At 44.3% G+C, this 26,242-nt stretch carries 30 protein-coding genes; 23 read left to right on the forward strand and 7 right to left on the reverse strand.

Annotation, left to right across the window (positions count from 1 at the left end):
* Positions 1-56: 56 nt before the first annotated feature.
* The 11 genes from B5G00_RS10970 (at position 57) to B5G00_RS11020 (ending at position 8,577) form a co-directional block, all read left to right on the forward strand.
* Entirely contained in the window at positions 57-365 is a 309-nt protein-coding gene (locus B5G00_RS10970) for a winged helix-turn-helix domain-containing protein (RefSeq protein ID WP_242971338.1), read from the forward strand.
* 197 nt (positions 366-562) lie between these two features.
* Positions 563-1,255 carry a response regulator transcription factor gene (locus B5G00_RS10975; RefSeq protein ID WP_087202317.1) on the forward strand — a complete coding sequence of 231 codons (693 nt, stop codon included), beginning with the start codon at positions 563-565 and terminating at the stop codon, positions 1,253-1,255.
* Positions 1,256-1,287: 32 nt separating this feature from the next.
* Positions 1,288-2,178, forward strand: a complete 891-nt coding sequence (locus tag B5G00_RS10980; protein ID WP_442856332.1) for a sensor histidine kinase — start codon at positions 1,288-1,290, stop codon at positions 2,176-2,178.
* A gap of 127 nt (positions 2,179-2,305) precedes the next feature.
* On the forward strand, positions 2,306-3,229 hold the full coding sequence (locus B5G00_RS10985) for an ABC transporter ATP-binding protein (RefSeq protein ID WP_087202321.1): 924 nt from the start codon (positions 2,306-2,308) through the stop codon (positions 3,227-3,229).
* Entirely contained in the window at positions 3,213-3,950 is a 738-nt protein-coding gene (locus tag B5G00_RS10990; RefSeq protein ID WP_242971339.1) for an ABC transporter permease, read from the forward strand. The genes B5G00_RS10985 and B5G00_RS10990 overlap by 17 nt, the downstream gene beginning before the upstream one ends.
* A 10-nt stretch (positions 3,951-3,960) precedes the next feature.
* A complete protein-coding gene (locus B5G00_RS10995) occupies positions 3,961-4,692 on the forward strand; it encodes an ABC transporter permease (RefSeq protein ID WP_087202324.1) in 732 nt (243 codons plus the stop codon).
* Positions 4,693-4,739: 47 nt separating this feature from the next.
* A complete protein-coding gene (locus B5G00_RS11000) occupies positions 4,740-5,156 on the forward strand; it encodes a winged helix-turn-helix domain-containing protein (protein ID WP_087202326.1) in 417 nt (138 codons plus the stop codon).
* Positions 5,157-5,285: 129 nt separating this feature from the next.
* Positions 5,286-5,960 carry a response regulator transcription factor gene (locus tag B5G00_RS11005; protein WP_087202328.1) on the forward strand — a complete coding sequence of 225 codons (675 nt, stop codon included), beginning with the start codon at positions 5,286-5,288 and terminating at the stop codon, positions 5,958-5,960.
* The gene (locus B5G00_RS11010) at positions 5,944-7,308 is read left to right on the forward strand and encodes a sensor histidine kinase (RefSeq protein WP_204244062.1); all 1,365 of its coding nucleotides are present in this window, start codon (positions 5,944-5,946) and stop codon (positions 7,306-7,308) included. The genes B5G00_RS11005 and B5G00_RS11010 overlap by 17 nt, the downstream gene beginning before the upstream one ends.
* A 265-nt stretch (positions 7,309-7,573) precedes the next feature.
* Complete coding sequence (locus B5G00_RS11015) at positions 7,574-8,002, forward strand: helix-turn-helix domain-containing protein (RefSeq protein WP_087202330.1); 429 nt, start codon at positions 7,574-7,576, stop codon at positions 8,000-8,002.
* Between the two features lie 437 nt (positions 8,003-8,439).
* Positions 8,440-8,577: a helix-turn-helix domain-containing protein gene (locus tag B5G00_RS11020; RefSeq protein WP_087272731.1), complete on the forward strand. Its 138-nt coding sequence runs from the start codon at positions 8,440-8,442 to the stop codon at positions 8,575-8,577.
* Between the two features lie 724 nt (positions 8,578-9,301).
* Here B5G00_RS11020 and B5G00_RS11035 read toward each other — a convergent pair.
* The 7 genes from B5G00_RS11035 to B5G00_RS11065 all read right to left on the reverse strand — a co-directional run bounded on the left by B5G00_RS11035 (position 9,302) and on the right by B5G00_RS11065 (position 14,173).
* A complete protein-coding gene (locus B5G00_RS11035; protein WP_441169890.1) occupies positions 9,302-9,805 on the reverse strand; it encodes a phosphotransferase-like protein in 504 nt (167 codons plus the stop codon).
* Entirely contained in the window at positions 9,806-10,300 is a 495-nt protein-coding gene (gene lnu(C), locus B5G00_RS11040; protein WP_019543803.1) for a lincosamide nucleotidyltransferase Lnu(C), read from the reverse strand. It lies immediately after the preceding gene.
* A 23-nt stretch (positions 10,301-10,323) separates the two neighbouring features.
* The gene (locus tag B5G00_RS11045; protein WP_058962567.1) at positions 10,324-11,361 is read right to left on the reverse strand and encodes an IS1595-like element ISSag10 family transposase; all 1,038 of its coding nucleotides are present in this window, start codon (positions 11,359-11,361) and stop codon (positions 10,324-10,326) included.
* 87 nt (positions 11,362-11,448) lie between these two features.
* Positions 11,449-11,580, reverse strand: coding sequence for a zeta toxin family protein (locus B5G00_RS11050; protein ID WP_132587467.1), 132 nt, complete (start codon positions 11,578-11,580; stop codon positions 11,449-11,451).
* A gap of 199 nt (positions 11,581-11,779) precedes the next feature.
* On the reverse strand, positions 11,780-12,556 hold the full coding sequence (gene ant(9), locus B5G00_RS11055) for an aminoglycoside nucleotidyltransferase ANT(9) (RefSeq protein WP_052084611.1): 777 nt from the start codon (positions 12,554-12,556) through the stop codon (positions 11,780-11,782).
* 24 nt (positions 12,557-12,580) lie between these two features.
* Positions 12,581-13,351 carry a nucleoside phosphorylase gene (locus B5G00_RS11060; protein ID WP_002578723.1) on the reverse strand — a complete coding sequence of 257 codons (771 nt, stop codon included), beginning with the start codon at positions 13,349-13,351 and terminating at the stop codon, positions 12,581-12,583.
* A 24-nt stretch (positions 13,352-13,375) separates the two neighbouring features.
* The gene (locus B5G00_RS11065) at positions 13,376-14,173 is read right to left on the reverse strand and encodes a helix-turn-helix domain-containing protein (RefSeq protein ID WP_002578724.1); all 798 of its coding nucleotides are present in this window, start codon (positions 14,171-14,173) and stop codon (positions 13,376-13,378) included.
* Between the two features lie 342 nt (positions 14,174-14,515).
* Between B5G00_RS11065 and B5G00_RS11075 the strand changes: the two genes are divergently transcribed.
* From B5G00_RS11075 to B5G00_RS11130, 12 genes are all read left to right on the forward strand, one after another.
* Complete coding sequence (locus tag B5G00_RS11075) at positions 14,516-14,929, forward strand: cysteine-rich VLP domain-containing protein (protein WP_002588751.1); 414 nt, start codon at positions 14,516-14,518, stop codon at positions 14,927-14,929.
* Between the two features lie 111 nt (positions 14,930-15,040).
* Positions 15,041-15,436 carry a replication initiator protein A gene (locus B5G00_RS11080; RefSeq protein ID WP_087231432.1) on the forward strand — a complete coding sequence of 132 codons (396 nt, stop codon included), beginning with the start codon at positions 15,041-15,043 and terminating at the stop codon, positions 15,434-15,436.
* A 183-nt stretch (positions 15,437-15,619) separates the two neighbouring features.
* Complete coding sequence (gene mobV / locus B5G00_RS11085) at positions 15,620-16,564, forward strand: MobV family relaxase (RefSeq protein WP_087258076.1); 945 nt, start codon at positions 15,620-15,622, stop codon at positions 16,562-16,564.
* 72 nt (positions 16,565-16,636) lie between these two features.
* Positions 16,637-16,831: a hypothetical protein gene (locus B5G00_RS11090; RefSeq protein WP_087258079.1), complete on the forward strand. Its 195-nt coding sequence runs from the start codon at positions 16,637-16,639 to the stop codon at positions 16,829-16,831.
* 145 nt (positions 16,832-16,976) lie between these two features.
* Positions 16,977-18,554 carry a recombinase family protein gene (locus B5G00_RS11095; RefSeq protein ID WP_087272807.1) on the forward strand — a complete coding sequence of 526 codons (1,578 nt, stop codon included), beginning with the start codon at positions 16,977-16,979 and terminating at the stop codon, positions 18,552-18,554.
* Between the two features lie 34 nt (positions 18,555-18,588).
* Entirely contained in the window at positions 18,589-19,584 is a 996-nt protein-coding gene (locus B5G00_RS11100) for a transcriptional regulator (RefSeq protein ID WP_140403147.1), read from the forward strand.
* A gap of 27 nt (positions 19,585-19,611) precedes the next feature.
* Positions 19,612-19,938, forward strand: a complete 327-nt coding sequence (locus tag B5G00_RS11105) for a hypothetical protein (RefSeq protein WP_087180074.1) — start codon at positions 19,612-19,614, stop codon at positions 19,936-19,938.
* A gap of 12 nt (positions 19,939-19,950) precedes the next feature.
* Entirely contained in the window at positions 19,951-21,369 is a 1,419-nt protein-coding gene (locus B5G00_RS11110; RefSeq protein ID WP_087202335.1) for a hypothetical protein, read from the forward strand.
* Positions 21,362-22,054, forward strand: a complete 693-nt coding sequence (locus tag B5G00_RS11115) for an ABC transporter ATP-binding protein (protein ID WP_087202337.1) — start codon at positions 21,362-21,364, stop codon at positions 22,052-22,054. Before B5G00_RS11110 ends, B5G00_RS11115 begins: the two co-directional genes overlap by 8 nt.
* Before the next feature lie 247 nt (positions 22,055-22,301).
* Entirely contained in the window at positions 22,302-23,639 is a 1,338-nt protein-coding gene (locus B5G00_RS11120; RefSeq protein WP_087202339.1) for an ABC transporter permease, read from the forward strand.
* A 15-nt stretch (positions 23,640-23,654) separates the two neighbouring features.
* On the forward strand, positions 23,655-24,929 hold the full coding sequence (locus B5G00_RS11125; protein ID WP_087202341.1) for an ABC transporter permease: 1,275 nt from the start codon (positions 23,655-23,657) through the stop codon (positions 24,927-24,929).
* Positions 24,930-24,941: 12 nt separating this feature from the next.
* The gene (locus B5G00_RS11130; RefSeq protein ID WP_087202343.1) at positions 24,942-26,219 is read left to right on the forward strand and encodes an ABC transporter permease; all 1,278 of its coding nucleotides are present in this window, start codon (positions 24,942-24,944) and stop codon (positions 26,217-26,219) included.
* Positions 26,220-26,242 lie beyond the last annotated feature (23 nt).

Consider the following 26,242-nt stretch of genomic DNA (forward strand, 5'->3'; position numbering starts at 1 on the left):
AGAACGGCTTCTGGCAGAATTTGATGCCATACAAACTGTAAAAGAGAAGAAGGGAGGTGATTAACTATTCCGGACTTTGTATTGATCCGATCCAACATCAGGTTTCTTACGAGGGGAGCGCACTTCCTCTTACAGAGACTTATGAATTTCAGACACTTGTTTATCTTGCCAGTCAGCCAGGAAGAGTCTTCACGAAAGAGCAGATCTACCAGGCAGTCTGGAAGGAAGAGCCGGTGGATGTAAGCAGTGCTGTGTTCTGTATCATCGGGAATATCCGCCAAAAGCTGCGGAAGGTTACAAAGAAAGAATATATCCAAACAGTGTGGGGAGTCGGATACAAATTTGTAGATGTCCCAGGGGAGTGAGCCCCTGGGATGTTTTTATAAGTATGTTTTAAGATTATCAGGTGGCTGCAGGAGAATAATAAACGCTGTTGTTTTCCGGTTTGTTCGTGCATAAATGTTAGTTGATGTATCCATAACTTCTTTATATAATAACTATCATAGACAAACAAAACAAGACAATCAGGAATAGACGCCGGATGATTTGGAGGAGATTTACAATGAACACTGTTTTGATTATAGATGATGACAAAGAGCTTTGTGCGTTAATTAAACACAGTGTGTTATCGGAAAATATTGAAGCTGACTGCTGCAATACGGGAAAAGAAGGATTGATGAAGCTGAAAGAGAAGGATTATCAGTTAGTGATACTGGATGTAATGATGCCAGGCATGGACGGCTTTGAAACACTGGAAGAAATCAGAAAGGAAAGCAGTCTGCCCATCTTGATGTTTACATCAAAAAATGATAGCGTTTCTAAGGTGCGTGGACTACGGGCGGGAGCTGACGACTATTTAACGAAGCCCTTTGATATGGATGAGCTGATAGCTCGCATTATTTCATTGATTCGCCGGTATACCCGGTTTAATCAGTCAGAGGGAACTCCACAGCAGCTTGATTTTGACGGCCTGAGAATTGACATTGATAATCGTACAATAATCACGGTAAATGGTACATTTGAACTTCCACCCAAGGAGTTTGACGTACTTTTATTTCTTGTTAAATATCAAGGGAAAATATTAACGAAGCAGAAAATTTATGAAGAAGTATGGGGAGAAGAATATTGCTATGATGACAGCAATATTATGGCGATTATCAGCCGTCTCCGAAAAAAACTGGAAGAAAATCCGGGACATCCGAAATATATTCAGACGATAAAAGGAATTGGATATCGCTTCAATAAGGAGGTGTGATCTTTATGAGACTGGCTGTGGTTATATTAGCCATGATTGTTGTCATTTCTGGTTTAATATTTTATTTTGTGATCAGACGTATACGGAAACAGATTGATGAAATGGCTGAAGTATTGGAAGATATAAAGAATGGAAATGGAAATAGGCGTATTCTGTCAGAAACACATGAAATCGTTGCACCACTTGCATATGAAATGAATGACATCATTACATCCTATGAAAATAGATTGTCTGCATTCCGGGAAACAGAAGAGAATAACAGGCAGTTGATGACAAGCCTTTCTCACGATGTAAGAACACCATTAACAACACTGATTGGATATCTTGACGCTGCTCAGAAAGGTATTGTTACAGGAAGAGATAAAGATGACTACATCGAAACTGCCCGTCGGAAAGCTCATGACCTGAAAGATTATATAGATGTTCTTTTTGATTGGTTTAAACTGAACTCTGATGAATTTGCTATTACTATGAATCAGGTTGAAGCTGTTGAGTTAACAAGGGATATATTGATCGACTGGATACCGATATTTGAAGATAAGCAGATTGATTACAGTATTGATATTCCTGAGCAGCCGTTCCGGGTAAATCTTGATTCAGATGCATATTTACGGATATTAAACAATCTTATACAAAACGTGATTTCTCATAGTCATGCAGATAAAATAGGTATCAGTTTATCAAAGCAGAATGATAAGATAGCAATTCTTGTAAGGGATAATGGTATTGGAATTGGCAAAGAAGATCTGAAGCATATTTTTGAACGTCTGTATAAGTGTGATAAAGGACGCTCAGAAAAAGGCAGCGGACTTGGTTTGTCTATTGCATATCAGCTTGTCGAAAAAATGCACGGATCGATAACCGCAGAAAGTGAACAGGGGAGAGGAACTGTTTTTCAGGTACTCTTTCCTCTGGCTGATTAAAGTCCTCTCCTCAAGGTGAGGACTTTCGAAGCTTTTAGGCTTGAATTGCAAGGTTAATGCAAGGTTAATGCAAGGTTTATGCAAGACCAGAGGAGTATAATACCCTGTAAAACTAGGAGGTATTCATATGAGCAAGTACATCATTGAAACAAATCATCTTACAAAACAGTACGGCACACAAAAGAGTGTAGCTGACTTAAATATCCATGTAGAAAAGGGAAAGATTTATGGACTGCTCGGAAGAAATGGAGCCGGTAAGACCACAACAATGAAAATGCTTCTTGGGCTGGCACAGCCAACTTCCGGAGAAATAACTATCTGGGGAAAACCATTGAAAGGAAATGAAAAGAAAATATTACCAAGAATAGGCAGTCTGATAGAAGCCCCAGGATTTTACCCTAATCTGACGGCTACTGAAAATTTACGTATTTTTGCAACTCTTCGAGGTGTACCGAATCGTCATGCAATTAAGGATGCTTTAGATTTAGTGGGACTTCCATATAAAGATAAAAAGTTATTTTCGCAGTATTCTCTGGGAATGAAACAACGTTTAGCGATTGCGCTTGCGATCATGCATGATCCGGAATTGTTAATCTTAGACGAACCGATTAACGGTCTTGATCCCATTGGAATTGCAGAAGTACGTTCTTTTATCCGTCAGTTATGTGAAAAGAAAGGGAAAACAATTTTAATTTCGAGTCATATTCTTTCAGAAATTTCCGTGTTGGCAGATGATATTGGAATTATTGATCATGGAGTATTATTAGAAGAAGAAAGTCTGGCTGAATTGGAGCAAAAAAGCAGTAAGCATATTCGATTTACTGTTTCTGATACAGCTCAGGCGGCAAGAATTTTAGAACGTGTTTTTTATGAAAAGAATTTCTCTATACAGGACGAGCATAATCTGCAGATTTATAATCTTGAATTGCCAGTCAGCAAGATTGTTGCCGTTTTTGTGGAAAATGGACTGGAGGTATCGGAAGCCCATACCTGTGAGGAAAGTCTTGAAGATTATTTCAAGCGTGTAACAGGAGGTGAAGGAATTGCTTAAACTGGTTTACTGTGAGTTTCTAAAGCTAAAACGCAGAAAATTTATTCTTTTAACAATTATTGCGGCTGCTTTATTTCCTATTCCAATGACTATGTTTGCAGCAAAAAGTAATCTGGGGTTTAATTGGCTCTACTTGAATATAGGAGTATATGGGTATTTTTTGTTGTTGCCAACAGTTTTAGGTGTTTTAGGTGCTATCCTGTTTTTCTCTGAAAAAAATAATGGAACGCAAAAGAATATTGATACAATTCCTATTTCTACTGCGGCATTAATTGTTGCAAAGGTGCTTACATTATTGATATTTTCAATTATATATTCCCTGGCAACTAACGGGGCCACATTAATTGGAGGCATAGTGATAGGAAGCATAGATCGGATTTTTTATCGCCTTTTCATAGGGCTTATTATTGGAGCTTTGGTGGCAGTTTCTGTCTTGCCCATTGTTGCCGTCGAATGTCTCAGCAAAAAAGGCTATATTTTTTCAATTATTATTTCGTTTGTTTATTCAATCGCAAGTTTTGCTATTGTTTTTGCTATGGCAAATATATTATCGCCTCTGTCGGCCGTTTTTAGGTGGGCTTTGCCCCATATGACTACAGGTCCTACTTACGGATTAGATGATTGGTTTTTAAGCACTCCAGCTTGTGTTGGTGTCCTAATTCTAACTATTGTTGCTTCTGTTGGCCTTTCGATTGTCTTTAAGAAAAGACAAGAAGTATAGGGGGATAAAAATGTTGAGAATAATAAAGACAGAATTTTTAAAATATAAGCGATACAACATCCTTTGGATTGGAATAGTTTCCGTATTTTTTTCAATTGTCTTGGCAGCATTTCAATTAGCTGGCACGAATAACAGCATAGTAAGTTATACAGGATTGTCGGAGGGAGTCGTATGGAATCACTTTAGCCTGTTTCTTCCTTTCACATTCGCATTGGTAATAGGTTATTCAATTAACCGTGAATATACGGATTATACAATAAAGAATATTTTGGTCATCCCTATTTCAAAATTTGAGATGATTCTATCCAAGATTATAGTAGGTTATGGCTTAGTAATTGTTGAATGGCTGTTCAGCTTTGCTGTTACATTAATGCTTGCAGTCTTTATGCGGTGCACAGATATAAATATTATAGTTTGCATAACAAGCCTTAAACAGTTATTTATTGTAAGTACCTGCTGTTACATTGCAGTTCTTCCAGTTGTTATTATCTCTACAAAAAAACAAAATAAGTTTTTCTCTGGAGTAATATTTTCTTTTTTTTATGGATTTTGTGGAATTTTTCTTGCTGATGGGAATTTTATTAATTTATATCCGGTGACTACAGGATTAGTTCTCTCGAATTATACGCATGAAGAAAGAATAGTATACTCTCCGTTATTAAGCATTTGTGTGCTTGTTGTTATTTTAGTTTGTTCAATACTTCTGCTTAAAGTATTTAATACGAAGAAAAATGATATATAAATTACTTTTAAAAATATACAAATAATATTTGAAATAGGAGGAAGTGGATGGAACAGGTGGAGATTATCCTCCGCACCACGGATCCAGCTGGAGAGGTGACAGAACAGATCCTGGCGAAATTCGATACAGAGGATCCAGCGATAGGGAGTGATAAGGTTCTTCAGTATTCCGGCCTTTGTATTGACCCGATCCAACATCAGGTTTTTTACGAGGGGAACACACTTCCTCTTACAGAGACTTATGAATTTCAGACTCTTGTTTATCTTGCCAGTCAGCCAGGGAGAGTCTATACGAAAGAACAGATCTATCAGGCAGTCTGGAAGGAGGAACCAGTGGATGTAAGTAGTGCGGTGTTCTGTATCATCAGGAATATCCGCCAGAAGCTGCGAAAAGTTACTACAAAAGAATATATCCAGACCGTTTGGGGAGTCGGATACAAGTTTGTTGATGTCCCAGGAGAGTAATCTCCTGGGCTTTTTCCGTAGAAAATGGAAAACTATGAAAAGTTTAAAATCCGTATGAAAAATCAGGTAACTCCACCAAAACTCCATCTTTGTATGATACACTGTTGTCCAAATAGCGGAGGTGCTGCAATGTCAAAGACGATTTTGATTATAGAAGATGAAATTTCCATCCAGAACATTGTCCGGGCCTTTCTGGAGGATGCAGGATATACGGTGTTTTGTGCCGGTGACGGTCTGGAAGGGATTGAAATATTCCGGAAATGCAATCCGGATCTGGTGCTGCTGGATCTGATGCTGCCAAAGATTGATGGATTTGCGGTCTGTGAGATCCTGCGGAAAGAAAGCCGGACGCCGATCATCATGCTGACGGCACGGGATGATGACGCCAGCCAGATGAAGGGCTTTGACGCCCTGGCAGATGATTACATTACCAAGCCCTTTTCCATGCCGGTTGTGATGAAGCACATCGAAGCGGTGCTGCGCCGGGCTGAACAGGGCGGCGCTGCGCCCAATACCGTGATCCGTTATAAGGAAATCACAGTGGATACGGACAGCCTTACCGTCCTTGTGGGAACAGAAAGCGTTTCCCTGACCACCAGGGAATTTGAGATTTTGAAGCTCCTTCTGGAGAATCAGGGCCGGGTGGTGTCCAGAGAAAGACTGCTGGATACGGTTTGGGGCTACGACTATATTGGCGGCGAAAAAATCGTTAACACCCACATCAAGAACATCCGCAAGAAGCTGGGTGTGGACTACATAGAAACCATGAGAGGGGCGGGATATAAAATTGAGAAGGAAGATTAGTCAAAGCATTCAGGCCAAAACCTTCCTCAGTATGCTGGCGCTGCTGGTGGTCTGCTGTATCCTCATTTACGGCATGGTAATGATCTTTCTGCCGAGAAATTACCATACGGAGCTGGAAGGCCAGGTCACTTCCGATTTTTATGACTTGATGGCGGTCTTGGAGCAGAACGGCTGGGAGGCCAGCTCGGACAGCCTGATGGAATTTTCCATGAGGAACAACGCTTCGGTGAAAGTCAACGATAATTATGGGAACAACCTGTTCTCCGTGAATTTTGCCGACATGGAGAACATGGACACTTCTGCTCCCTCTATGAGCTGTTCCGCAACATTCCAGCAAGGTGGGCAGACCTACCATGTATTTGCCAATGCCGCCCTGGTCGCAGTGGCGCAGTCCTATGACATCCTGCTGAAGCTCATCCCCTTGATCGCCGTTGTGATTCTGCTGATCTCCGTCATGGGGGCGGTGGTTTGTTCCCGGTACTATTCCAAGCCGCTGGTTAGTATCAGCAACGTGGCGAAGCGAATGACCACCCTGGACATGACCTGGAAGTGTGAAGTCAACCGGCAAGACGAGATCGGTGTGCTGGCCGCCAGCCTGAATGAAATGGCCCAGCGTTTGAGCGATACGATGGACAGCTTGAAGGCGGCAAACTGGCAGTTGAAGAAAGATATTGAGCGGGAGCGCGAACAGGAAAAGCAGCGGGTGGAATTTTTCACCGCCGTCTCCCATGAGCTGAAAACTCCCATCGCCATCATCAAGGGGCAACTGGAGGGCATGATCTATCAGGTGGGCGAATACAAAGACCGCGATACTTACCTGCGCCGGTGTATGAAAACCACCAATGACATGGAGACATTGGTGAAAGAAATCCTTTCTGCGGCCCGGATGGGCGGCAGCGATTTCCACCTGGAGCGCACCGACCTGGACATCAGCCAAATGCTGCGAAAGGTCTGCCAGCAGTTCCGTGGCCGGATGGAGGATAAGCAGATGGAACTTCGCATGGACATCCAGCCGGAATACCACTACCAAGGGGACCGGCGGCTTATGGAGAAAGTGTTCACCAATGTGATCGGAAATGCCGTGGCATATTCGCCGGCGGGGGCGGTGATTACTGTCACCCAAAAAGACGAGGTGTTTTCCGTAGAGAATACCGGCGTCCACATTGCAGAGGAAGATTTGGAGCGTATCTTCACTCCCTTCTATCGGGTGGACAAATCCCGGAACCGGAATAGCGGCGGTAGCGGCCTGGGGCTGTATATCACCAAAACCATCCTCGACCACCACGAAATCATCCACAACATGGTCAATACGGAAAACGGTGTGAAGTTTACGGCGTTCCTATGGTGATGGCACCATATTATTATCCAAAAGCGTCGGATGCGTATCTCATGGGGTGGCACATCCGGCGCTTTATTATGGATTATCTATGCCTTTGGGTGGATAACAAGTTTATTTTCCGGTGCCATTCAGCCTAATTTCTTATGCTCGCAGCGCCTTTTGAATGTAAGCCTTTTTTTTACGGGAAGTTGCGTTATTGTTAATCTGCGTTGCTTGCCGTATGAGGGCTAATGTGTTACTTTGGATTTATCAAAGCAAAGGAGTGTAACGCACAATGTTTGGAGAAAACTTAAAAACTTTCAGAAAGCAAAAAGGCTTTTCACAGGAAGAATTGGCAACAAGGCTCCATGTAGTCCGACAGACCATTTCTAAGTGGGAGAAAAATTTATCTGTTCCCGACGCCGATACCCTTATCCGATTGGCTGAAATATTGGAAGTATCTGTCAGCGAATTGCTGGGGGCAAAAATTGAAAATGAAAATACCGCCAGTGATGTCGCAGAGCAGTTATCAAGGATAAATGAGCAGCTTGCAATCAAAAATCGCCGCTCACGCCGTATCTGGAAAATCGTTACCATTATATTGGCGGCTATCGTTTTAATAAACATTTTCATTGCCGTGTTTTTCAGCGTTCCAAACCTCAATGAAGGCATTCAGAGCAATCAGCCAGAGATAACCGATCAAATACAAAACATAGAGGAATGAATGGCAAAGCCAGCCGAACTATTCAACGATAAAATAAACACCACTTGTAAAACAAGCTGATCCGGGCTATCCTAAAGGACAGCCCATAAGAAAACGCCGGACGCGGCGGCCTGCTGGCCCTGCGCCCGGTGCTTTCTTATGGATTTTCCTCTACGCATTTAGAAGCCTTTGCTGGCGGGGATTGGATAATCTGACCTACTTACCTGCCGACTACGCCGGGAAAGTCTTACTACGGATGCGCTTTTAACGTCCTAAATGAGTAGACAAGAACGGGATTTTTTGTACCAGAATGGCTTTGCTTGCTGCTGCTTTAGATATGAAGTACAATAGATTTAATTGCTTGTTTCCTGCAGGTTGATTTTTCTTCAAGAAGTTAAAATATGCTCCATTGTTTTTTGGATTCCAGTTTTCTATACTATTATCAGGAGGTAGGGATAATGAAAGAAATCAATCTTGGCCGCATTCTGGTTGAAAACCGCCATAAGCGCGGGATTACCCAGGATGAACTGGCCGCATATATGGGAGTATCGAAAGCTGCTGTTTCAAAATGGGAGACAGGGGGTTCACTTAGATAAAGATACCACATCAATCCCACGCTGACTTTTGCTCAACCGATACAGCCGGAGGGCTGGATAACAAGAAAAGGCGGTATGCGCCCCGTGGAGGGGTAGCGTACCGCCTTTTCTTGTGGGGGTTTCCAAAGGGGGCAACGCCCCCATTTGGCACACGACTTTGCGAAGCAAAGTGTAGTGTGTTATACGCTCTGTCGGCGTTGCCGTGAAAATGCCGTTGCCGCCGGGGAGGGCAAGGGCATTTGAAGCGGCAGGAAAACAGGGCTGTGCTTGCGTGGCGTAGAGCCGTAAGCACAGGTCTGGTTTCAACAGCAGACTGGGCGTATATGAAAGCCCCCGTCCCTCGTCCTACGCTCCGACTTGTGGACAAAGTGTCCCGAAGTTGTGGCTACACTCCTGGAAAAGTAACAGGACAGCGGGCAACCGTCAAGGCTGAAATGAACGGGCTTACACCCGGCCTTGACCGCCACCCGCCGTCCCGCTGAATGGGTGAACAAGGCGACCAATTCCTCAAAGTGCTTGGCCGCTCTCTTTCTGATTTTGGAGTGTTTCTTTTCTCATAATTGAAATGGGCGGGAAGCCATTTTAGGGCTTTCCCGCCTTGATTGCCCATCAGCAAAGCCAGACGGGACGGTCAACGGCGGCGCATGAAATGCGCCGTTCATCTTGACCGTTGACTGGCTTTGCTATTTCTCTGATAAATGAAATTTCGATTTTTAGAAATCGTTTAAGATAGCAATGCGGCTCCACTTGAAATTTTTTCTTTTACTGCAAAAACAGCCTCTTGGATAGAATAGGTTGTCGTTTCTATAACATTCGATTCATATATCCCCAAATTACAAAATTGCTCCCACATTGTTTCTACTAATTCAACATTTGTTTTTCTGTCTAATTTTGAACGTTCCACAGCTCGTTTCATAGTTTCTTCTTTACTGGCTCTTAAAACAATATAGTGTACTTCATAATCTTCTCGAACAAGGGCTCTCCATGGTTCTAAAAACCACGGCCCGACAATTCCATCTACAATTACATCATATCCGCCGCGGGCATAGCGCTTTGCAGCTTCTAAAAAGGCTTCAATGACAACTAAATTTTGTTCGTTGGACTCTGGTAAATGCGGCGGTATTGCTCCTTTGCTTAAATAATGAAAGGCTATGTCACAACAAACAGTTGATAAATAGCCATTTTTATAGGGGAGTATCAGAACTCCCCTACAAACTGTTATTTGCAGTTATCTATACTCATTTGGAATTTCGATATGAAGTGTCTCACACAATAACTTCACATCATGTGCATCATTTTCATCAAACTCGTATCCCAGATGGAACATTACTTGACTATATGGTTCAATACAGGAAACCTCTATTTCCTCAATTCTTCCTTTACCCGAAAAAGTTTCTACCGGAAAACAATCCCCATCATAAAGAATTTCACCTTCGTCCGTATATTCAAAACAATGCAAATCAATAATTCTGTTTTTCAAATCTTCCCATACAGTATGGTTCAATGTTGTATATTCCATCTTAATCTCATAAAAGCCATTAGCTTTCATTATTTCTATAAAGTTCTGATAATCGTTCTTTTCTACAAAAATGTCAATATCATTATGGGCTCTTGACTGATATCCAAGAAGAGCATCTACACCCCAGCCACCATCAAGAAAGACTTTAATCTCCGCATCTATTGCAAATTGAAGAATCTGTTTTACATCTGTTATATTGACCATCTTATCATCTCCACAAATTCTAATTAGGCGACCAGAGGAACTGCTGGTCTGTTTGATAAATCTCTGCATTTAGCAGTTTTCAATGTTGCCAAAACGAAAGTTAAGAAGATGTTCCTTTTCTCCATGTCGCTTTCTTTGGCGTAATTTACAAGGTTATTCCACACAAGATAGTTGTTCAGATACTTGGTAGAAACACCGTTAAAGCCACGCATAAACCTCTTTAGCTGGCTATGGTAGCTATTGATATGTTGGATATTATAAATGCCTTTCTTGGCTTTGCCAGTCTTTAACTGCACAAGGTCAATGCCATTGGCATTTGTAAATCTCACATAGGAGTTCATCTTGTCCGTAACAAGAGTGGAATTGGTCTTAATCCTACCATCATAAATATGATGTAAATCTATTGTAGAAACTCTACCAGTATTCGTAATCTTGGAGATAGACAAGCCATTCCTATTAACCGCACAAGGAACACATACCTTTTCTTGGGACAAGCCTCTGATATGTGTAGAATGACCACGCTTATGAGCCTTGCGTGGCATAGCAAATGTCTTACTCTTGCTATGATTGCCCTTGTACGAGATGGCGAAAAAAGTTTCGTCAGCCTCAATAATGCCGTCAAGGGTAACATCGTCTGCCATATTCTGAAGTGCATCCAAAATCTTGTGTCTCCAAAGGAATGCGGTGTTTCTGTGAATCCCACAAGCAACAGCAGTCTTACGAATGGATAAGCCATTCATCATACAATCAATGTACTGCTCCCACACGGACAAGTCTTTTCTTGTACCAGACACAATGGAGTTCGTAGCAATCACGAAGGACTTGCCACAATCCTTACATACATATCGCTGTGTGCCATCTTTACGATGACCATTGCGAACCACATGGATACAGCCACAAAGAGGGCATACACGACCATTTGCAAAGCGTTCCTTTGCTACGAAATCTTCAATATTCAAAGACTTTACAAAGGCAGGACTTAAAAGCATTGTTTTAAGGCTTTCCTGCTCTGCGACAGTCAACTTACCGATAATATCTAATGCGTCTTTGATAGTAGGCATATCCAATTACCTCCTTCGGTGGTACTGTTTCTTACTATTATTATACGCTATTTCTCGTCAAAAATCAACCATTTGTTGTGACAGAGCCTAATGAAAAAAGTCGTCTGTGTGCATATGCACAGATTTATCCATGTTCGATTCTTTTGCGACAATCGACGCAGTTGTTGTCTTTCCTGTTCCCGGCGAACCTGTAATCACAATAATTCTTCCTTGATTCATCTACATTCTCCCTCGCAATTTAGATTTACCGCTCTCTTTCTGATTTTGGAGCGTTTCTTCTCTCAAGATTGAAATGGGCGGGAAGCCATTTTAGGGCTTTCCCGCCTTGATTGCCCATCAGCAAAGACGGGCGGGACTGTCAACGGCGGCGCATTTATGCGCCGTTCATCTTGACCGTTGATTGGCCCCGCTAACTTTGCTACTCTGTTCTAAGTAATTCCTCAATTTGTTTTTTCATATATTCTACAAGTGCCATCGCTTCCTTTTCTACTGTCTCCCATTCATCAGACAAATTTCCCAAATAAGCTTCCTTTGCCGTTGTTAGCAGGGGGGAAAATCTCTCCGGCAATTTTAAAATTACCCATTTTGCGGCAACATCTTTTGTCGTGATTTCTTCTGTTACTAAAGTAAACCACATTCGTGATAAGGTTAATAACACATTTCTTTCATCACCCTTAAAGCTGGAAATCAAACCAGGTAAAGAAAACCGAATTGCTTTTTTAATTTCGTGAAATGGGATAGCGGGAATAAGCTCTTTGCTTTCCGCCCCCTTCAAAGTTATGCTATTTTTTCTTGCTTGCCATAATAAAATCATTATATCTGGGTCATTGCAGGCTTGCGGATATTCTCCTGCTTCCATCTCTCCCCTTAGCCATTCACCATACATATACTGACATTTTGGCGGAAATTGCAACGGAACAATATCAGATTGATTGATAATAGTTACCTCTAAAGGTCTTTTTTCAATACAGCCTACGGAGCCAGAAATTTTCAATAATTGCTTTGTTAGATCTGCTCTGATTGAATTACTCAATTCTTGTTTAGTAATTATCAGTATATCTATATCACTATCTGGACGCAGCCCATTCATTGTTGCTGAACCATATAAATATATCCCCAATATTTGACCTTGTAATATGGTTTCTGCTATTGAAATAACTTGATTTACTTGTTGTGGAAATTCATTTATATTCATTGTAACTCCTATATGTATTTATTTTTACTCCTCAACAACTGATAAAACAGCGTCTAAGGCTAATTCTAAGGCTATGGATATACTTGTTTTTCCCCATTCTCTTTCTTGGTATTTATGAGGGTCTGCAAGAGTATCGGCTGAAAAAAGCAGCATAGCCCATGTAACTTTTCTAAATTTTGCACACGCCGCCAATGCGGAACATTCCATTTCTACTACTTGACATCCCTCTTCTTTCCGATACTGAACCATTTCTACTGTTTCTCGATAAAAACCGTCTGTTGTCCATGTTTTAACTTCCCAATATGGTATATTCTTTTGGCTTAAAGCAGATTCAATCGCATTTATACCAGCCTTTGAAATCTCTACTTCTCGGGAGGGAGGAAGATAATGGTAAGATGTTCCCTCATCTCTCAATGCAGAAACAGGTATCAAAAATCTATTTTCCGGGATGTCTTCCAATACGCCGCAGGAGCCGACGGAAATAATCTTTGTTACACCCCCTGCAATTAAATATTCTAAAACTTGGACGGCAGCAGCACTTCCCACAGGAGCCGGACATAGACATATTTTCTCCTGATTATAAAGACATTCATAAATAGGATATCGTCTTGTTGCACTTTCAAATTCATCTATCTGTATTCCATCATGGGTATGTGCATAATTTTCAACCTCGTCTCCTAAAAAAGCAAACACTGCTTTTGCAGGAAAACATTTTTTCCCATTTCCCGGCTGAAAAACAGCTTTTGATGCGGTATCGTACTCTAAAACAGGGTAGTCATGCTTTACTAATGGCATATTATTATCTCGAATAACAGGCTATTATTCTATTCCTTTCATCATCTTTTTTGCCAACTGCTTGAACAGGTCGGCAGTTTCTTCATCCATCGGCGTAAGCTGTCCGATCTGTCCGGCAACCATCGCCGCTACATCGTCAATGGAAAGCGGGTTTTGCTTCTGTTCCGCCAATGCGTCCCGCATGGCTTGGAACATCGCGGCGGTCACAGCTTCTCCCGGCTGTTCCCCGTTGTCAATGTCTTTCTTAATATCCCGCAGGATAGCAAGGAACACATTTTTGATTTTCTCAATCTCCGCCTCATGTTCCCCCATCTTCTGGGCGTTCAAAAGCTGTAAATCCTGCTTTGCTTCCGCCCGGTGTTCCGGGTGTTCTTTCATCAGGTCGGACAGGGAAGCCGTTGCTATCTCGATAAGCTGGTTTCTTGCTGTTATGCCTTTTGCCGCTGTGTCCTGAAAATAAATCCGTATCAAATCTATCAGCTTAGGAAAATTCCTGTGTTCCAACAGGCGGTTGAGGATTTGCACATCAACAGCACCCGTCACGAGCCCCCTCACGGCTCCCTCGGACAAGCCTAATTCAGAAATATCGTAGCTTTTGCGGACGCTCACGGTAGACAAGCCCAGTATGTAGTCTGTCGATACCTTAAATTCCTTTGCCACACCTATGAGAATATCACTGCTGACCGTTCTCGTTTCGCCGCTGACAATGCGGCTCAACTGGGAAGCGGAAACGCCTATCTTCTCCGCAAGTTCCTTTTGTGTGATATGGTTTCCGTTGCATAAATCGGAAATCCGCTGTCCGGGTGTTCCGGGTAAAGCCATAGACACGCACCTCCTCCGCATACTTCCATTATACAGGATGATTGCAAAAAATGCAATTTCCAAAGTGTAAACTTCATCAAAATGCAATTCTCGCAAAATTCCGGGGATTGCATTTTTTTCGTGTAGACTTAGGGTAGTTCATCGATGGACAGCACCTTGAAAACAGAATGACCGTCCGAAAAGGAATACCCCGGCTGGGGAAGCACCGCAAGGAACCGGACTTCGGGACAAAATGTCCCGAAGCTGCGGGGAGCGTGCCAACGCCGGAACACGCCGCAGGAATGAGGCAGGAAGCCTTTTCGGGGGGGGGAACGGCAACGGAAAGCAAAATGGAGGGAACGCATGAGAGATAACCCCTATAAAGACTTGCCGCCGCTGGAACGCAGGCCGGACGGTTCCCTTTACCGCATGACCCCGGCGCAGAGAAAACAGGCGGCCAGCCTGATACGCCGGGAGTGCTGTTGCTGTGAGGACGGCAACTGCATTGTCCTTGACGATGGGGACACCTGCACCTGTCCGCAGACGATTTCTTTCTCGGTCTGCTGTAAGTGGTTCCGCTGGGCGGTCTTGCCGCTGGACGGGACGCTGGAAGCGGAGATTTTCCGGGATAAGGACTTGAAACGCTGTGAGGTCTGCGGCGGTGTGTTCGTCCCCAAATCCAACCGGGCAAAATACTGCCCCGGCTGTGCCGCCAGAGTTCACAGGCGGCAGAAAACAGAAAGTGAACGGAAAAGGAGGTCTGCTGTGGACAGTTAGGAGCGAAAAAAGCCTTGATTTATCAGGCTTCGCAAGCCCCAAACCGGGGCAGGTGGTATAAAGTATCGCCCGCCCCGGAAAACGGGCTTCTAACCGTCCACAAAACGCACTATGACAAATACCATCTATATCCATCAGCCGGAAAGGGCGTTCAGCTTCACCCGGCTCCCGAATTTCCTCTTTGAAGCCCCCACGTTCAAGCTCCTGTCCAACGAGGCAAAGGTTCTGTATGCCTTTATTCTGCGCCGGACAGAGTTATCCCGCAAAAATGGGTGGGCGGATGACTGCGGACGGATTTTCCTGTATTTCCCTATCTGTGAAGTGGTCACATTGCTCCATTGTGGGCGGCAAAAAGCGGTGAACACCCTGCGGGAACTGCAATACGCCGGACTGGTGGAAATCCAGAAGCAGGGCTGTGGAAAGCCCAACCGCATTTTCCCAAAATCCTATGAAGCGGTTCCAAACACCGACTTCAAGAAATCCCGTTCTGGTACGCCGGAGGACTGAAAACCGTACCCTTGAAGTACGGAAATCAATCTTGAGAAGTAGGAAAACCAGACGGTATATAGAAATACAAAGATTAAAATGATTTATTTATATCCATTCCATTCCTATCGTATCAGAGATAATTCTGGCGGGATTTTCCCTGTGGAAAACCCTGGATAGGAAAGGAATGGGGAAAGGAGCAGAATGGCACAACACGCAATTTTGCGGTTTGAGAAGCACAAGGGCAACCCGGCAAGGCCGCTGGAAGCCCATCACGAAAGACAGAAAGAACAATATGCCAGCAATCCCGACATTGACACAAGCCGGAGTAAATACAACTTCCATATCGTCAAGCCGGAGGGACGCTATTACCACTTCATTCAGAGCCGTATCGAGCAGGCCGGATGCCGGACGAGGAAAGACAGCACACGGTTTGTCGATACACTGGTAACTGCCAGCCCGGAGTTTTTCAAGGGGAAATCCCCAAAGGAGATACAGGCGTTTTTCCAGAGGGCGGCGGCTTTCCTCATTGGCCGGGTAGGACGGGAAAATATCGTGTCGGCGGTGGTACACATGGACGAGAAAACGCCCCACCTGCATTTGACCTTTGTTCCGCTGACAAAGGACAACCGCCTGTGTGCAAAGGAGATTATCGGCAACCGGGCAAACCTGACGAAGTGGCAGGACGATTTTCACGCCTATATGGTGGAGAAATATCCTGACTTGGAGCGTGGGGAAAGCGCCAGCAAGACAGGCCGGAAGCATATCCCCACCCGGCTTTTCAAACAGGCGGTTTCCCTCTCCAAACAGGCCAGAGCCATTGAAGCCGCCCTTGACGGCATTAACCCGCTGAACGCCGGAAAGAAAAAAGAGGAAGCCCTTTCCATGCTGAAAAAGTGGTTCCCGCAGATGGAAAACTTCTCCGGGCAGTTGAAAAAGTACAAGGTCACAATCAATGACCTGTTGGCGGAGAATGAGAAGTTGGAAGCAAGAGCAAAGGCCAGTGAAAAAGGCAAGATGAAAGATACGATGGAACGGGCAAAGCTGAAAAGCGAACTGGACAATTTACAGAGGCTGGTTGACCGTATCCCGCCGGATATACTGGCGGAACTGAAACGGCAGCAGCGGCACACGGCAAAGGAAAGGTGATAGATATAAGCAGAAATTTTCGCCGCCCCTGTGCGGCATTGTACCTTGAAAACTGAATATGGAGGACACTGGATGGCAAAAAGCGAAAGCGATATTTTTACACCCCGGACAGGGCAGGTCATACGAACAGAGAACGGGACGCAGTATTTTGTATGTGGGAACAACCGTATAAAAATCTCCGAACACTTCGCCGCAGTCGGGAAGCCCCTCGGTGATCTGATTGTAGATGTGGTGCGGCATACCGCAGAAAAAGCCGCTTCAACCTGATAGCCCATCATTGATAACACGCCCACGCTTATGATATAATTGCCATAGAGCAAAAGTATTGTAAGCGTGGGTTGTTTCTTTAGAAGGAGGATTTTTAACGGTGAAACAACCTTACAATACTACGATTTACAACACGGCGCTTTATATGAGATTGAGCCGGGACGATGAAAACTATGGTGACAGCGTAAGCATTGAAACACAGCGGACAATCCTGCAACAGTACGCAAAGGAACAGGGGCTTCATGTAGTCGGTGAGTATGTGGACGATGGCTGGTCGGGGACGAACTTTGAACGCCCGGATTTTCAGCGCATGATGGACGATATGGAAGCCGGAAAAGTAAACTGCATTGTCACGAAAGACCTTTCCCGTTTCGGGCGGGAACATGTGATGATGGACTACTATCTGGAATTTCTGTTCCCGGAAAAACGGGTGCGCTACATCGCCGTTGCGGAGAATGAGGACACAGAAAAAGGGCTTTCCGATTTTGTCCCGTTCAAAAACCTGTTCAATGAGTGGTTTGCGAAAGATACGAGCCGCAAGGTAAAGGCCGCTTTCAAAGCGAAGTTTGCCACAGGACAGCGTATCGGCGCCTATGCTCCCATCGGGTACAGGAAACACCCGGAAATCAAAAACAAGCTGATAATCGACGAGGAAACCCGCTGGATAGTGGAGAAGATTTTTGACCTTGCCATTCATGGCAGAGGGGCGGCCAGTATCACAAGAATACTGATTGCGGAAAAGGTTCCCACGCCGGGATTTATCAACTTCCAGCGTGACGGGACTTTCGCAAACATCTATGCGGGTGCACCGGAGGAAAAAAGCTACGCATGGACGATAGCGCAGGTCAAGAGCATTATGAAAGATGAAACCTATATCGGCCATACCATCCACTACCGGGAAACAAATATTTCCTTTAAGAACAAGCGGAGGGTACGCAAGCCCCAAAGTGAATGGGTGCGGGTGGAGAATACGCAGGAGCCGATTATCAGCGAGCAGGTTTTCAATCAAGTGCAGGAGCAGATAGCAAGCCGCCGCAGGAAGTGCAAGGACGGTACGACACAGATTTTTTCCGGGCTGGTAAAATGTGCGGATTGCGGCTGGTCGCTGTCCTACGGGGAGAACCGGCAGAACAGTAAGCCCTACGGCCATTACCATTGTAGCAAGTACGGGCAGGGCACACGCCAATGCTCCATGCACTATATCCGCTATGATGTGCTTTACGCCTATGTCCTCTCCCGTCTGCAATACTGGTCTGGACTGGTGCAGAATGGCGAGGGGGAACTGATGAAGCGTCTGCTGAACGCCAGCGACAAGGAACAGGCCGCCGCAAGGAAGCGGCAGGCCGCAGAATTGAAGCGGACGGAGAAGCGGAAAGCCGAGGTGGACAAGCTGTTTTCCCGTATGTATGAGGACTGGGTTGCGGGGCGTATCACGGAATACAACTTCTCTATGCTGTCCGGGAAGTACCAAAGCGAACAGGCTGAACTGGACGAAAAGATTGAGCGGCTTCAATCCGCTATCACCACTGAAAGCCAGAACGCCGCAGACGCAGAAAAATGGATTGCCTTGATGAAAGAGTGCGTCAATCCAACGGAACTGACCGCCGAACTTTTGAATACGCTGATTGAAAAAATCGTTGTCCATGAAGCGGTCAAAGGTGAGGACGGAAGCAGGGAACAGGAGGTAGAAATCTTCTACCGCTTTATCGGCAAGATTGATTGAATGACACCAATATCTTTAACTATGTGATACCGGAATGACATATCCTGATATTACCTTGTTACCGCAGCTTGCCACCTATTTTAATATCAGTATTGACGAACTGATTGGGTACGAGCCACAAATGACGAAGGAGCAGATTCGAGTCCTATATCGAAAATTGGCGGCTGACTTTTCTATGCAGCCGATAGAACAGGTGCGGAAACAGTGTCAGGAAATTACGAAAAAGTATTTCTCCTGTTTTCCTCTTTTGTATCAGATTGGGAGCTTGTATGTAAACCATAGCCCATTCGTTGAGGATAAGGCTGCCGCAAAAGAAATGTTAGAGGATGCCAGCAGGTTATTTGAACGGGTAAAGTCCGAAACAGTCAATGTGGATCTGGCAAAACAGGCTCTCAATATGGAGGCTCTATGCCAATTAACATTGGGCAATCCATCAGAAGTATTAAATCTTTTGGGCGAGCCAGATTTTTCTATGACATCCACAGAGCCATTGCTGGCTTCGGCCTACCACTTTTTAGGCAACAAAAAAGAGGCCAAAAGTATTTTACAAGTGGGAATTTTTCAACATACCGTTGTGCTTATCAATCTACTGTCCATCTATCTGGGACTGTGTTTGGAGCGCAAAGAAGTCTTTGAAGAAACCGCAAGAAAATCCTATGCAATTATAGAGGCTTTTGATTTGGAGAAACTGCACCCAGGGATTATACTTCCGCTGTATTTCACGCTTGCACAAGGATATATGAAATTGGGAAACCCTGAAAAAGCATTGGAGCTGCTGGAACGCTATACACAACTGGCAACCAGCAATATCTATCCCTTAAGCTTACACGGCGATGAATACTTTGACCTTTTAGATGGCTGGCTGGAAAACACGCTCACAATGGGGAGCGATATGCCGCGCAATGAGATGACGATTAAGAAAAGCGCGGTAGAAGCCATTATTAACTGCAAGACCTTTGAACCGTTGAAAGACGATGTTCATTTTCAAAATATCATAAAGCGGCTGAAAACCCTTGAAGAAAATGGTTGAGCCGGTTTAGTAACGGAGGCTAATAAAATGATTCGCAAACTGTTAAAAAACCTTCTTGGTGAGAATTTCACCGAAAATAATGCAAAGCTGGCAACCGTCAATTTTGCGATTATTCTTTTGATGTTTCTCCTGTCCGGCATTATGCTGTTCTTCCTGCCGGAGCAGATTTCTATTTTGCATACAGGTGATACCTATTATCCCTTACCCAGCGTTTTAGCTGTCTGGCTGCTCCCAATCATTGCGCTGGTTATAAACATCGGCTTTATCAAGCAGAAGCGGCTTTCAAAAATGAATAGTATTGTGTTTGCTGTTCTTTTGGTAATCATGATGGCATCCTATATTTCACAGATATAAGCCGGATGAACTATGAAGCGCACACTCTATAAAGCAATCTTAAAAAGCAGAAGCACTCCCATTATTACGCTTTCATTTTCCATGATCGGTATTTATGTGGGGTACTTGATATGGTATGTATTGGGTCACTACCTGCCCGGATCAATATCTGACTATCGTGTATTCGTGTCCATCCTTGCAATTTGGATCAGTGCATTTATTGGAATATATAAAATACCCGATCAGCTTTTTACCAACCGGCGGATAAAAGATCTTCTGTGCTTTCCACTATCGTCAGGCAGATTAGTCCTATTAGTTATTGGCCGTCTTGCCTGTTTACAATTAGGCGTCACCATTTCTGCATTTTGGGCCTGCTTTTTGTATGACACTTCGGATTGGGTTTCGACAGTAACCATTATGCTGTTTTGCTGGATAGGCAGTTGTTTGATTGATCTGATTGTTTTGCTGATTTCTACGGCTGTCAGCAATTTGCTTCCGGCATCCATTGTGGGATATGGATTTATCCTCTTACAATATGGAGCATTTTTGCTGTTGGCGCTATCAGCAGGAAATCTTGTGTCGGAGATTTTATTTCGGCCGGGATTTTTAGAAAACCTGAATAAAGTATTTTGCCCTGACAAGTGGCTCCTGATTGCAATACTGGCCGCAGCTTTGTCAACTCTTTGCGCTTACTTTTGCGTAAAGGCCGGATATGTTCGAGGGTATCTGAACACCCAGAACTTCCAGTACCGAAAAGCCAAGAAAGCCATAGCACCTACAAAAATTAAAAATCCGTACTTCCTGTTGGAATGGAAACGGGTATCAAGAAACAAGGAACTCATTTTCTTTTCAAACATAAAGAATATCCTGACAGTGATTGTTCTGTGCGGGCTATTGGTGCAAAATTTTGATTGGGTAGGAGTGTCCGAACAATATACCGTAGAATTATTCCTGATGGTGTCCTGCTGTGCTGTGAACACCATTTCAAGCACTGCCTATTCCAGCGATCCGAATAAAGCATACATTTCATTTCTTCCCATATCCACACACCGATTATTTTTTTGGAAAACCCTGCAAGGTTTCTTTTGGGGAGAAATTACGGTATTACTGTTCTGGGTGGGAGCAACATTTTTTCACAGTATATCTGCGCTGGATGCCGTCTTGCTTCTCATTTATGGAACCGTAATGAATTATGGCTGTGTATGGCTTGGAGTATTTTTAGACTATAAAATGCCACGCTCACCCAATAGCACAAATGAACTGCTCCACGGAAATATCAGCAAAGTAATCGTGCTTTTTGCTTCGATAACTTTGACTGTTGGGGAAATCTATTTTAAAACGCAAATCAATGACTTTACTTCATTGCTGCCATTTGCTGTCTGTGTGAGCAGTTGTGTAGTTGCGACTGAGTGTTTATATTGGTTGTTTTGCAGGAGGAGCTTTCGTGATTAAGATAACAGATGTATCAAAAAAGTATGGGAACAGAATAATATTGGAAAACATCTCTTGCTCCTTAGACGATCAGCGGATTTATGCACTGGTTGGCGTCAATGGGATAGGCAAATCCACATTATTAAATGTCATCACACAACCGGCCGGCATGGACAGCGGAAAAGTGGAGATTGATGGGATTGATCATAGGGAGTTTAAGTCTAAGTTTCAGTTTTTCTATGTTCCAGACAGCAAAGAAATGTTTTTGAATTTGACTGGAAATGAATATTTGAAGTGCATTATACAGCTATATCGCCAAAATGCCGTAAAAGCAAAGGAAACGCTTGCGAGATTAGCAACTACTTTCAAATTGGAGCGGTCGCTGAACGAATATATTGCAAATTATTCGCTCGGCATGAAACAAAAGGTATATCTGATGGCAGCGTTTCTTTCCAACGCGGGAAATCTAATCCTGGATGAACCTTTTAATGGTCTTGATCCGGAAAGCGTTGCCATTCTAAAAAAGTTGCTGCTTGAACATCGGGATGCTGGGAAACTTGTACTTTTTTCAGCCCATAACCTTGATCTGGTTGCGAATTTCTGTGACGATGTGGTTTTTATCGACAAGCAGAGAAAGATTTTTCAACTTGAAAATCCACGGGATTTTACTCAACTGGAGAGTGCTTTTTTCCAAAAGTGTGTTTGAGGATAATAACGAATACTCTGTCAGACGACGGTAAAAGAAAAAAGCCGCTGTTCAGCAGTTCTTTCTCATGCCAAATTAAAACACGGCGGCTTTGATGGTCCAAAGCCGCCGATTTTTTACACATTATCGCCAACTCCACCAAAAAAACATCTAAGCTCCACCTCAACTCCACCTTTCTTATGTATCCTTAGAATGTTCACTTACACATGGACAACAGAATAACAGAAGAAATGAGGTGACAGAAACAATGAATTTGTGTAAACGGGCTCTCCTCTATTCCTTACGGAAGAAGGGAAAGACTCTTACGCTGCTTGCGTTCCTGCTGGTTATGGCCACATTGATGCTGACCTGCTTTTCCATCCAGTCTGCCACAGAAACGGCTAATGCCAACATCAAAAAGGCTCTTCTGGGATACTTCACAATCAATGGAAAACAGCTGGAGGGCGGGATCACAGAGGAGGTACGGGAGCAGATCCTGGGGATTGACGGACTAAGCGGCAGGTACACGCTCCGGTCTTACTCCTATGCAGAATATTGTGATGCACAGGGGAATCCTCTTGCGATCAACACGGAAGAGGCTGCCCAAATACCGGAAGGCTATGAAAACGCTGGAAAGATCGTGGCAAATTCAAACTCCCAGGATGACAGCTATTTTACGGAAGGCGGGTTTGAACTGACACAGGGCGAACCGATTACCACGGAAGGCGGAAACCAGGTGCTGATCCATGAGAAATTTGCACAGAGAAACGGGCTGAGTGTAGGGGATACGATGCTGCTGAAGGATGTGGAGGGGAAGAATAGTACCATTCCGGTAACGGTGGCCGGGATCTTTACCAACACCAAAGAACAGGACTCTATCGGCATTGCACCGTCCTATGATCTCTACGACAATATTGTATTTACAGACCTTTCCACAGCCGCCAGCCTGCTCTATGGAACAGAAGACGGATCCAGTGTACAGTATGGGGATTTTTATGTGGATGATCCGGATGAACTTGAGCGCATCATGGATGAGGTAAAGGAAATTCCAGGCGTAGCATGGGAGGACTGTACGCTCACACGCTATGACAACGACTACCAGAACGCAAAGGAGTCCCTGGAAGGGCTGCAGAATATCGTGTTTATCGCCATTGCGGTGGTATCTGTGATCTGTTTCCTGGTGTTGGCATTGTTCCTGACGCTGCGGCTGAGAGGACGCATCCATGAAACCGGTATCTATTTGGCAATGGGCATATCAAAAGGCTCGGTTTTGTTGCAGTATCTGTTGGAGGTGGTTCTTGTGGCGGCAATCGCCCTTGTAATCTCCTTTGGCACCAGCACCGTCATTTCCCATCAGATCGGGAGCAGCCTGCTCTCTCAGGTAACAAGCGAAACCTATGAAACGGTGGATCTGACAGGGGAAAACGAAGCTGTGGAAGATCCCGCCGAGGATTTGAACCTTGCCGAGATTGAAGTGGCAGTCTCCGGGAGAGATTACGCAATGGTCTGGGCTTTTGGCATGGCGCTTTGTGTGGCCTCTACCGCACTGGCGGCCTATCCCATTATGAAGATGAAGCCCAAGAGTATCTTGTCGCAGATGAGTTAAGGAGGTGCAGGCGATATGAATTTAGGACTACGGGCAATTTTATATACCGTGCGGAAATGGAAAAAGACGCTGCTGGTATTCTGCCTTATTTTATCGATCAGCACCCTGGTATTGTCAGGGCTTGCTATTGCAGACGCACAGGAGGAGCAGACGGAGGAAGTCAGGGGAACCACCGGAGCCAGCTTTACTGTTCAGAGAGACATATCTACAGGGGGCTGGTCAAGCGGAAGCGGCGGTTCATACAGCACCCAGGAATTTATGACAGAGGACATGATCCGGGAGATTGCCTCGGTGGACGGCATCCAGGGATATGACGCTTCCCTGATTACTCTTCCCCGTATCTTTAATGCTGACGGGGAAGAATTGGAACACGACAATTATAGCTTTTATAACTATGGTTCCTACAACTCCCAGTATCATGAGCTGTTCTTATCCGGACGATTTGAACTGGTGGAAGGCTCCCATATCACAGATGATATGCCAGACGGCATTATTATCAGTAAAGAGCTGGCGGAGTGGAATGGATTGAAGGTTGGAGATACACTGACTGGAATCTATTACCCGGAGAACAACACGCCTGCAGTGGATATGGAGATCGTAGGCATCTTTGATGTGGTGGCTGATAAAGAGGACCAAGTGAATATGTATGATGACTCCTCTTATTACGAATATTCCAGCTTTGTATTTTGCAGTATGGACGCAGCGGAAGGATTGATCAAGGGCTGGGGAGAGGACGGTGATGGGATTTCCGAAGCCTATTTCTATGTTACGGATGCCGCCCAGTTAGATAATGTGATCAAAGATGTGCAGAACATATCCTCAATAAACTGGAATAACTATACCATCACGTCCAATGATGAAGTATACCAGAACATTTCCAGTGCGCTCTCTGACACAGGCTCCTTGATCACCACGCTGATTATCGTGATTACGGTTGTGAGCATGGTGCTGATCACGCTTATCCTTTTCATGTCTGTCAGAAGCCGTAAAAGAGAGACAGGGATTTTATTGGCAGTGGGAATTGCAAAGCCGGCAGTTGTCCTGCAGTATCTGCTGGAAACATTGCTGATCGCTGTACCAGCCTTCCCTATTGCCTATGTATGCAGTCAGCAGGTGGCTGGCACCCTGGGAACACTGTTTGGGAAAACGGCAGAAAATGTGATTGTCACGCCAGAGCATTTTATGTTAGTGGCTATTGCAGGGTGTATCCTGCTGATTATGGCAGTGCTGCTGTCTGGGATTCCAACGATGCGGCTGAAACCGAGACAGATCTTATCACAGATGGAATAAAGGAGGTGCAGGATGAATTTAGGAATACGGGCCTTTTTATATACAGCTCGGAAATGGAAAAAGACATTACTTCTGTTCTGCTTACTGCTGTCAATTACGACACTTGTATTATCTGGACTGGCGATTGCTGATGCTCAGGAGAAGCAGACTGAGGATATGCGTGGAACAACCGGAGCCAGTTTTACTGTGGAGAGAAATCTGTCTACAGGTGGTTGGACAAGTGGCGCTCATGGTTCTTATAGCACTCAGGAATTTATTTCAGATGAAATGCTTCAAGAGATTGCCGCAGTAGACGGGATTTCTGGATATGATGCTTCGATTGTTTCCATGCCTTATTACTTCAAGGAAACGGGCGACAGCGTGGTAACAACGGGCTACACCAACAGTTTTTATACCTATGGCTACGTCAATACGGAGTATAACGATTTATTCGCATCAGGACGATTTGAATTGGTTGAAGGTTCCCATATCACAGAGGATATGACCAATGGCCTTATTATCAGTCGTGAACGTGCCGAACAGAATGGATTGGAAGTCGGCAGCAAAGTTGTCGGAATCAATGACCCTTATACCGATGACCCTGAAGTGGATATGGAAATTGTGGGTATTTTTGAAGTGGTGGCGGACAAGAACGATGAAGCCACAATGTATGATGCGTCTACCATGTGGGATTTCAGCGAGTATGCCTTTTGTAGTAAAGCTGCGATGGAGGCGATGTGTGTAAATTATGGTGATGGAAACAAAATTCAGGAAGCAGACTTCTTTGTAACTGATGCAGCACAGTTAGAGAGCGTAATAAACGAAGTACAGAGCATTTCTTCTATCAACTGGGACCACTTTATTGTTACAGCCAACGATGAAGTGTATCAGAACATTTCAAGTGCTCTCTCAGACACAACTACATTGGTTACAACACTGATTGTAATGATTACCGTGGTAAGCATGGTACTGATCATCCTGATCCTTTCCATGTCTATCCGAAGCCGAAAACGGGAAATCGGGATCCTGCTGGCAGTGGGAATTGAAAAGTACGCAGTCCTATTGCAGCAAATGCTGGAGATCTGCCTGGTTGCTATCGTAGCATTTCCACTGGCATATCTGGCAAGCCGGGAAATGGCGGGGAATATAGGCACATTGTTTGGAAAGGCGGCTGAGAACGTCATTGTTACGCCCCAGCATTTTGTTCTGGTCGGAGCTTGCGGAGCGGGATTGCTTATCATAGCGGTACTGGTGTCGTGTATCCCGGTCATGCGGATGAAACCAAAAGCCATTTTGTTACAGATGGAGTAAGGCAATAGAAAAGAAACGAGGTA

Source organism: Blautia sp. An46, assembly GCF_002161645.1.
GTDB classification, from domain to species: Bacteria; Bacillota; Clostridia; order Lachnospirales; family Lachnospiraceae; genus Blautia; species Blautia ornithocaccae.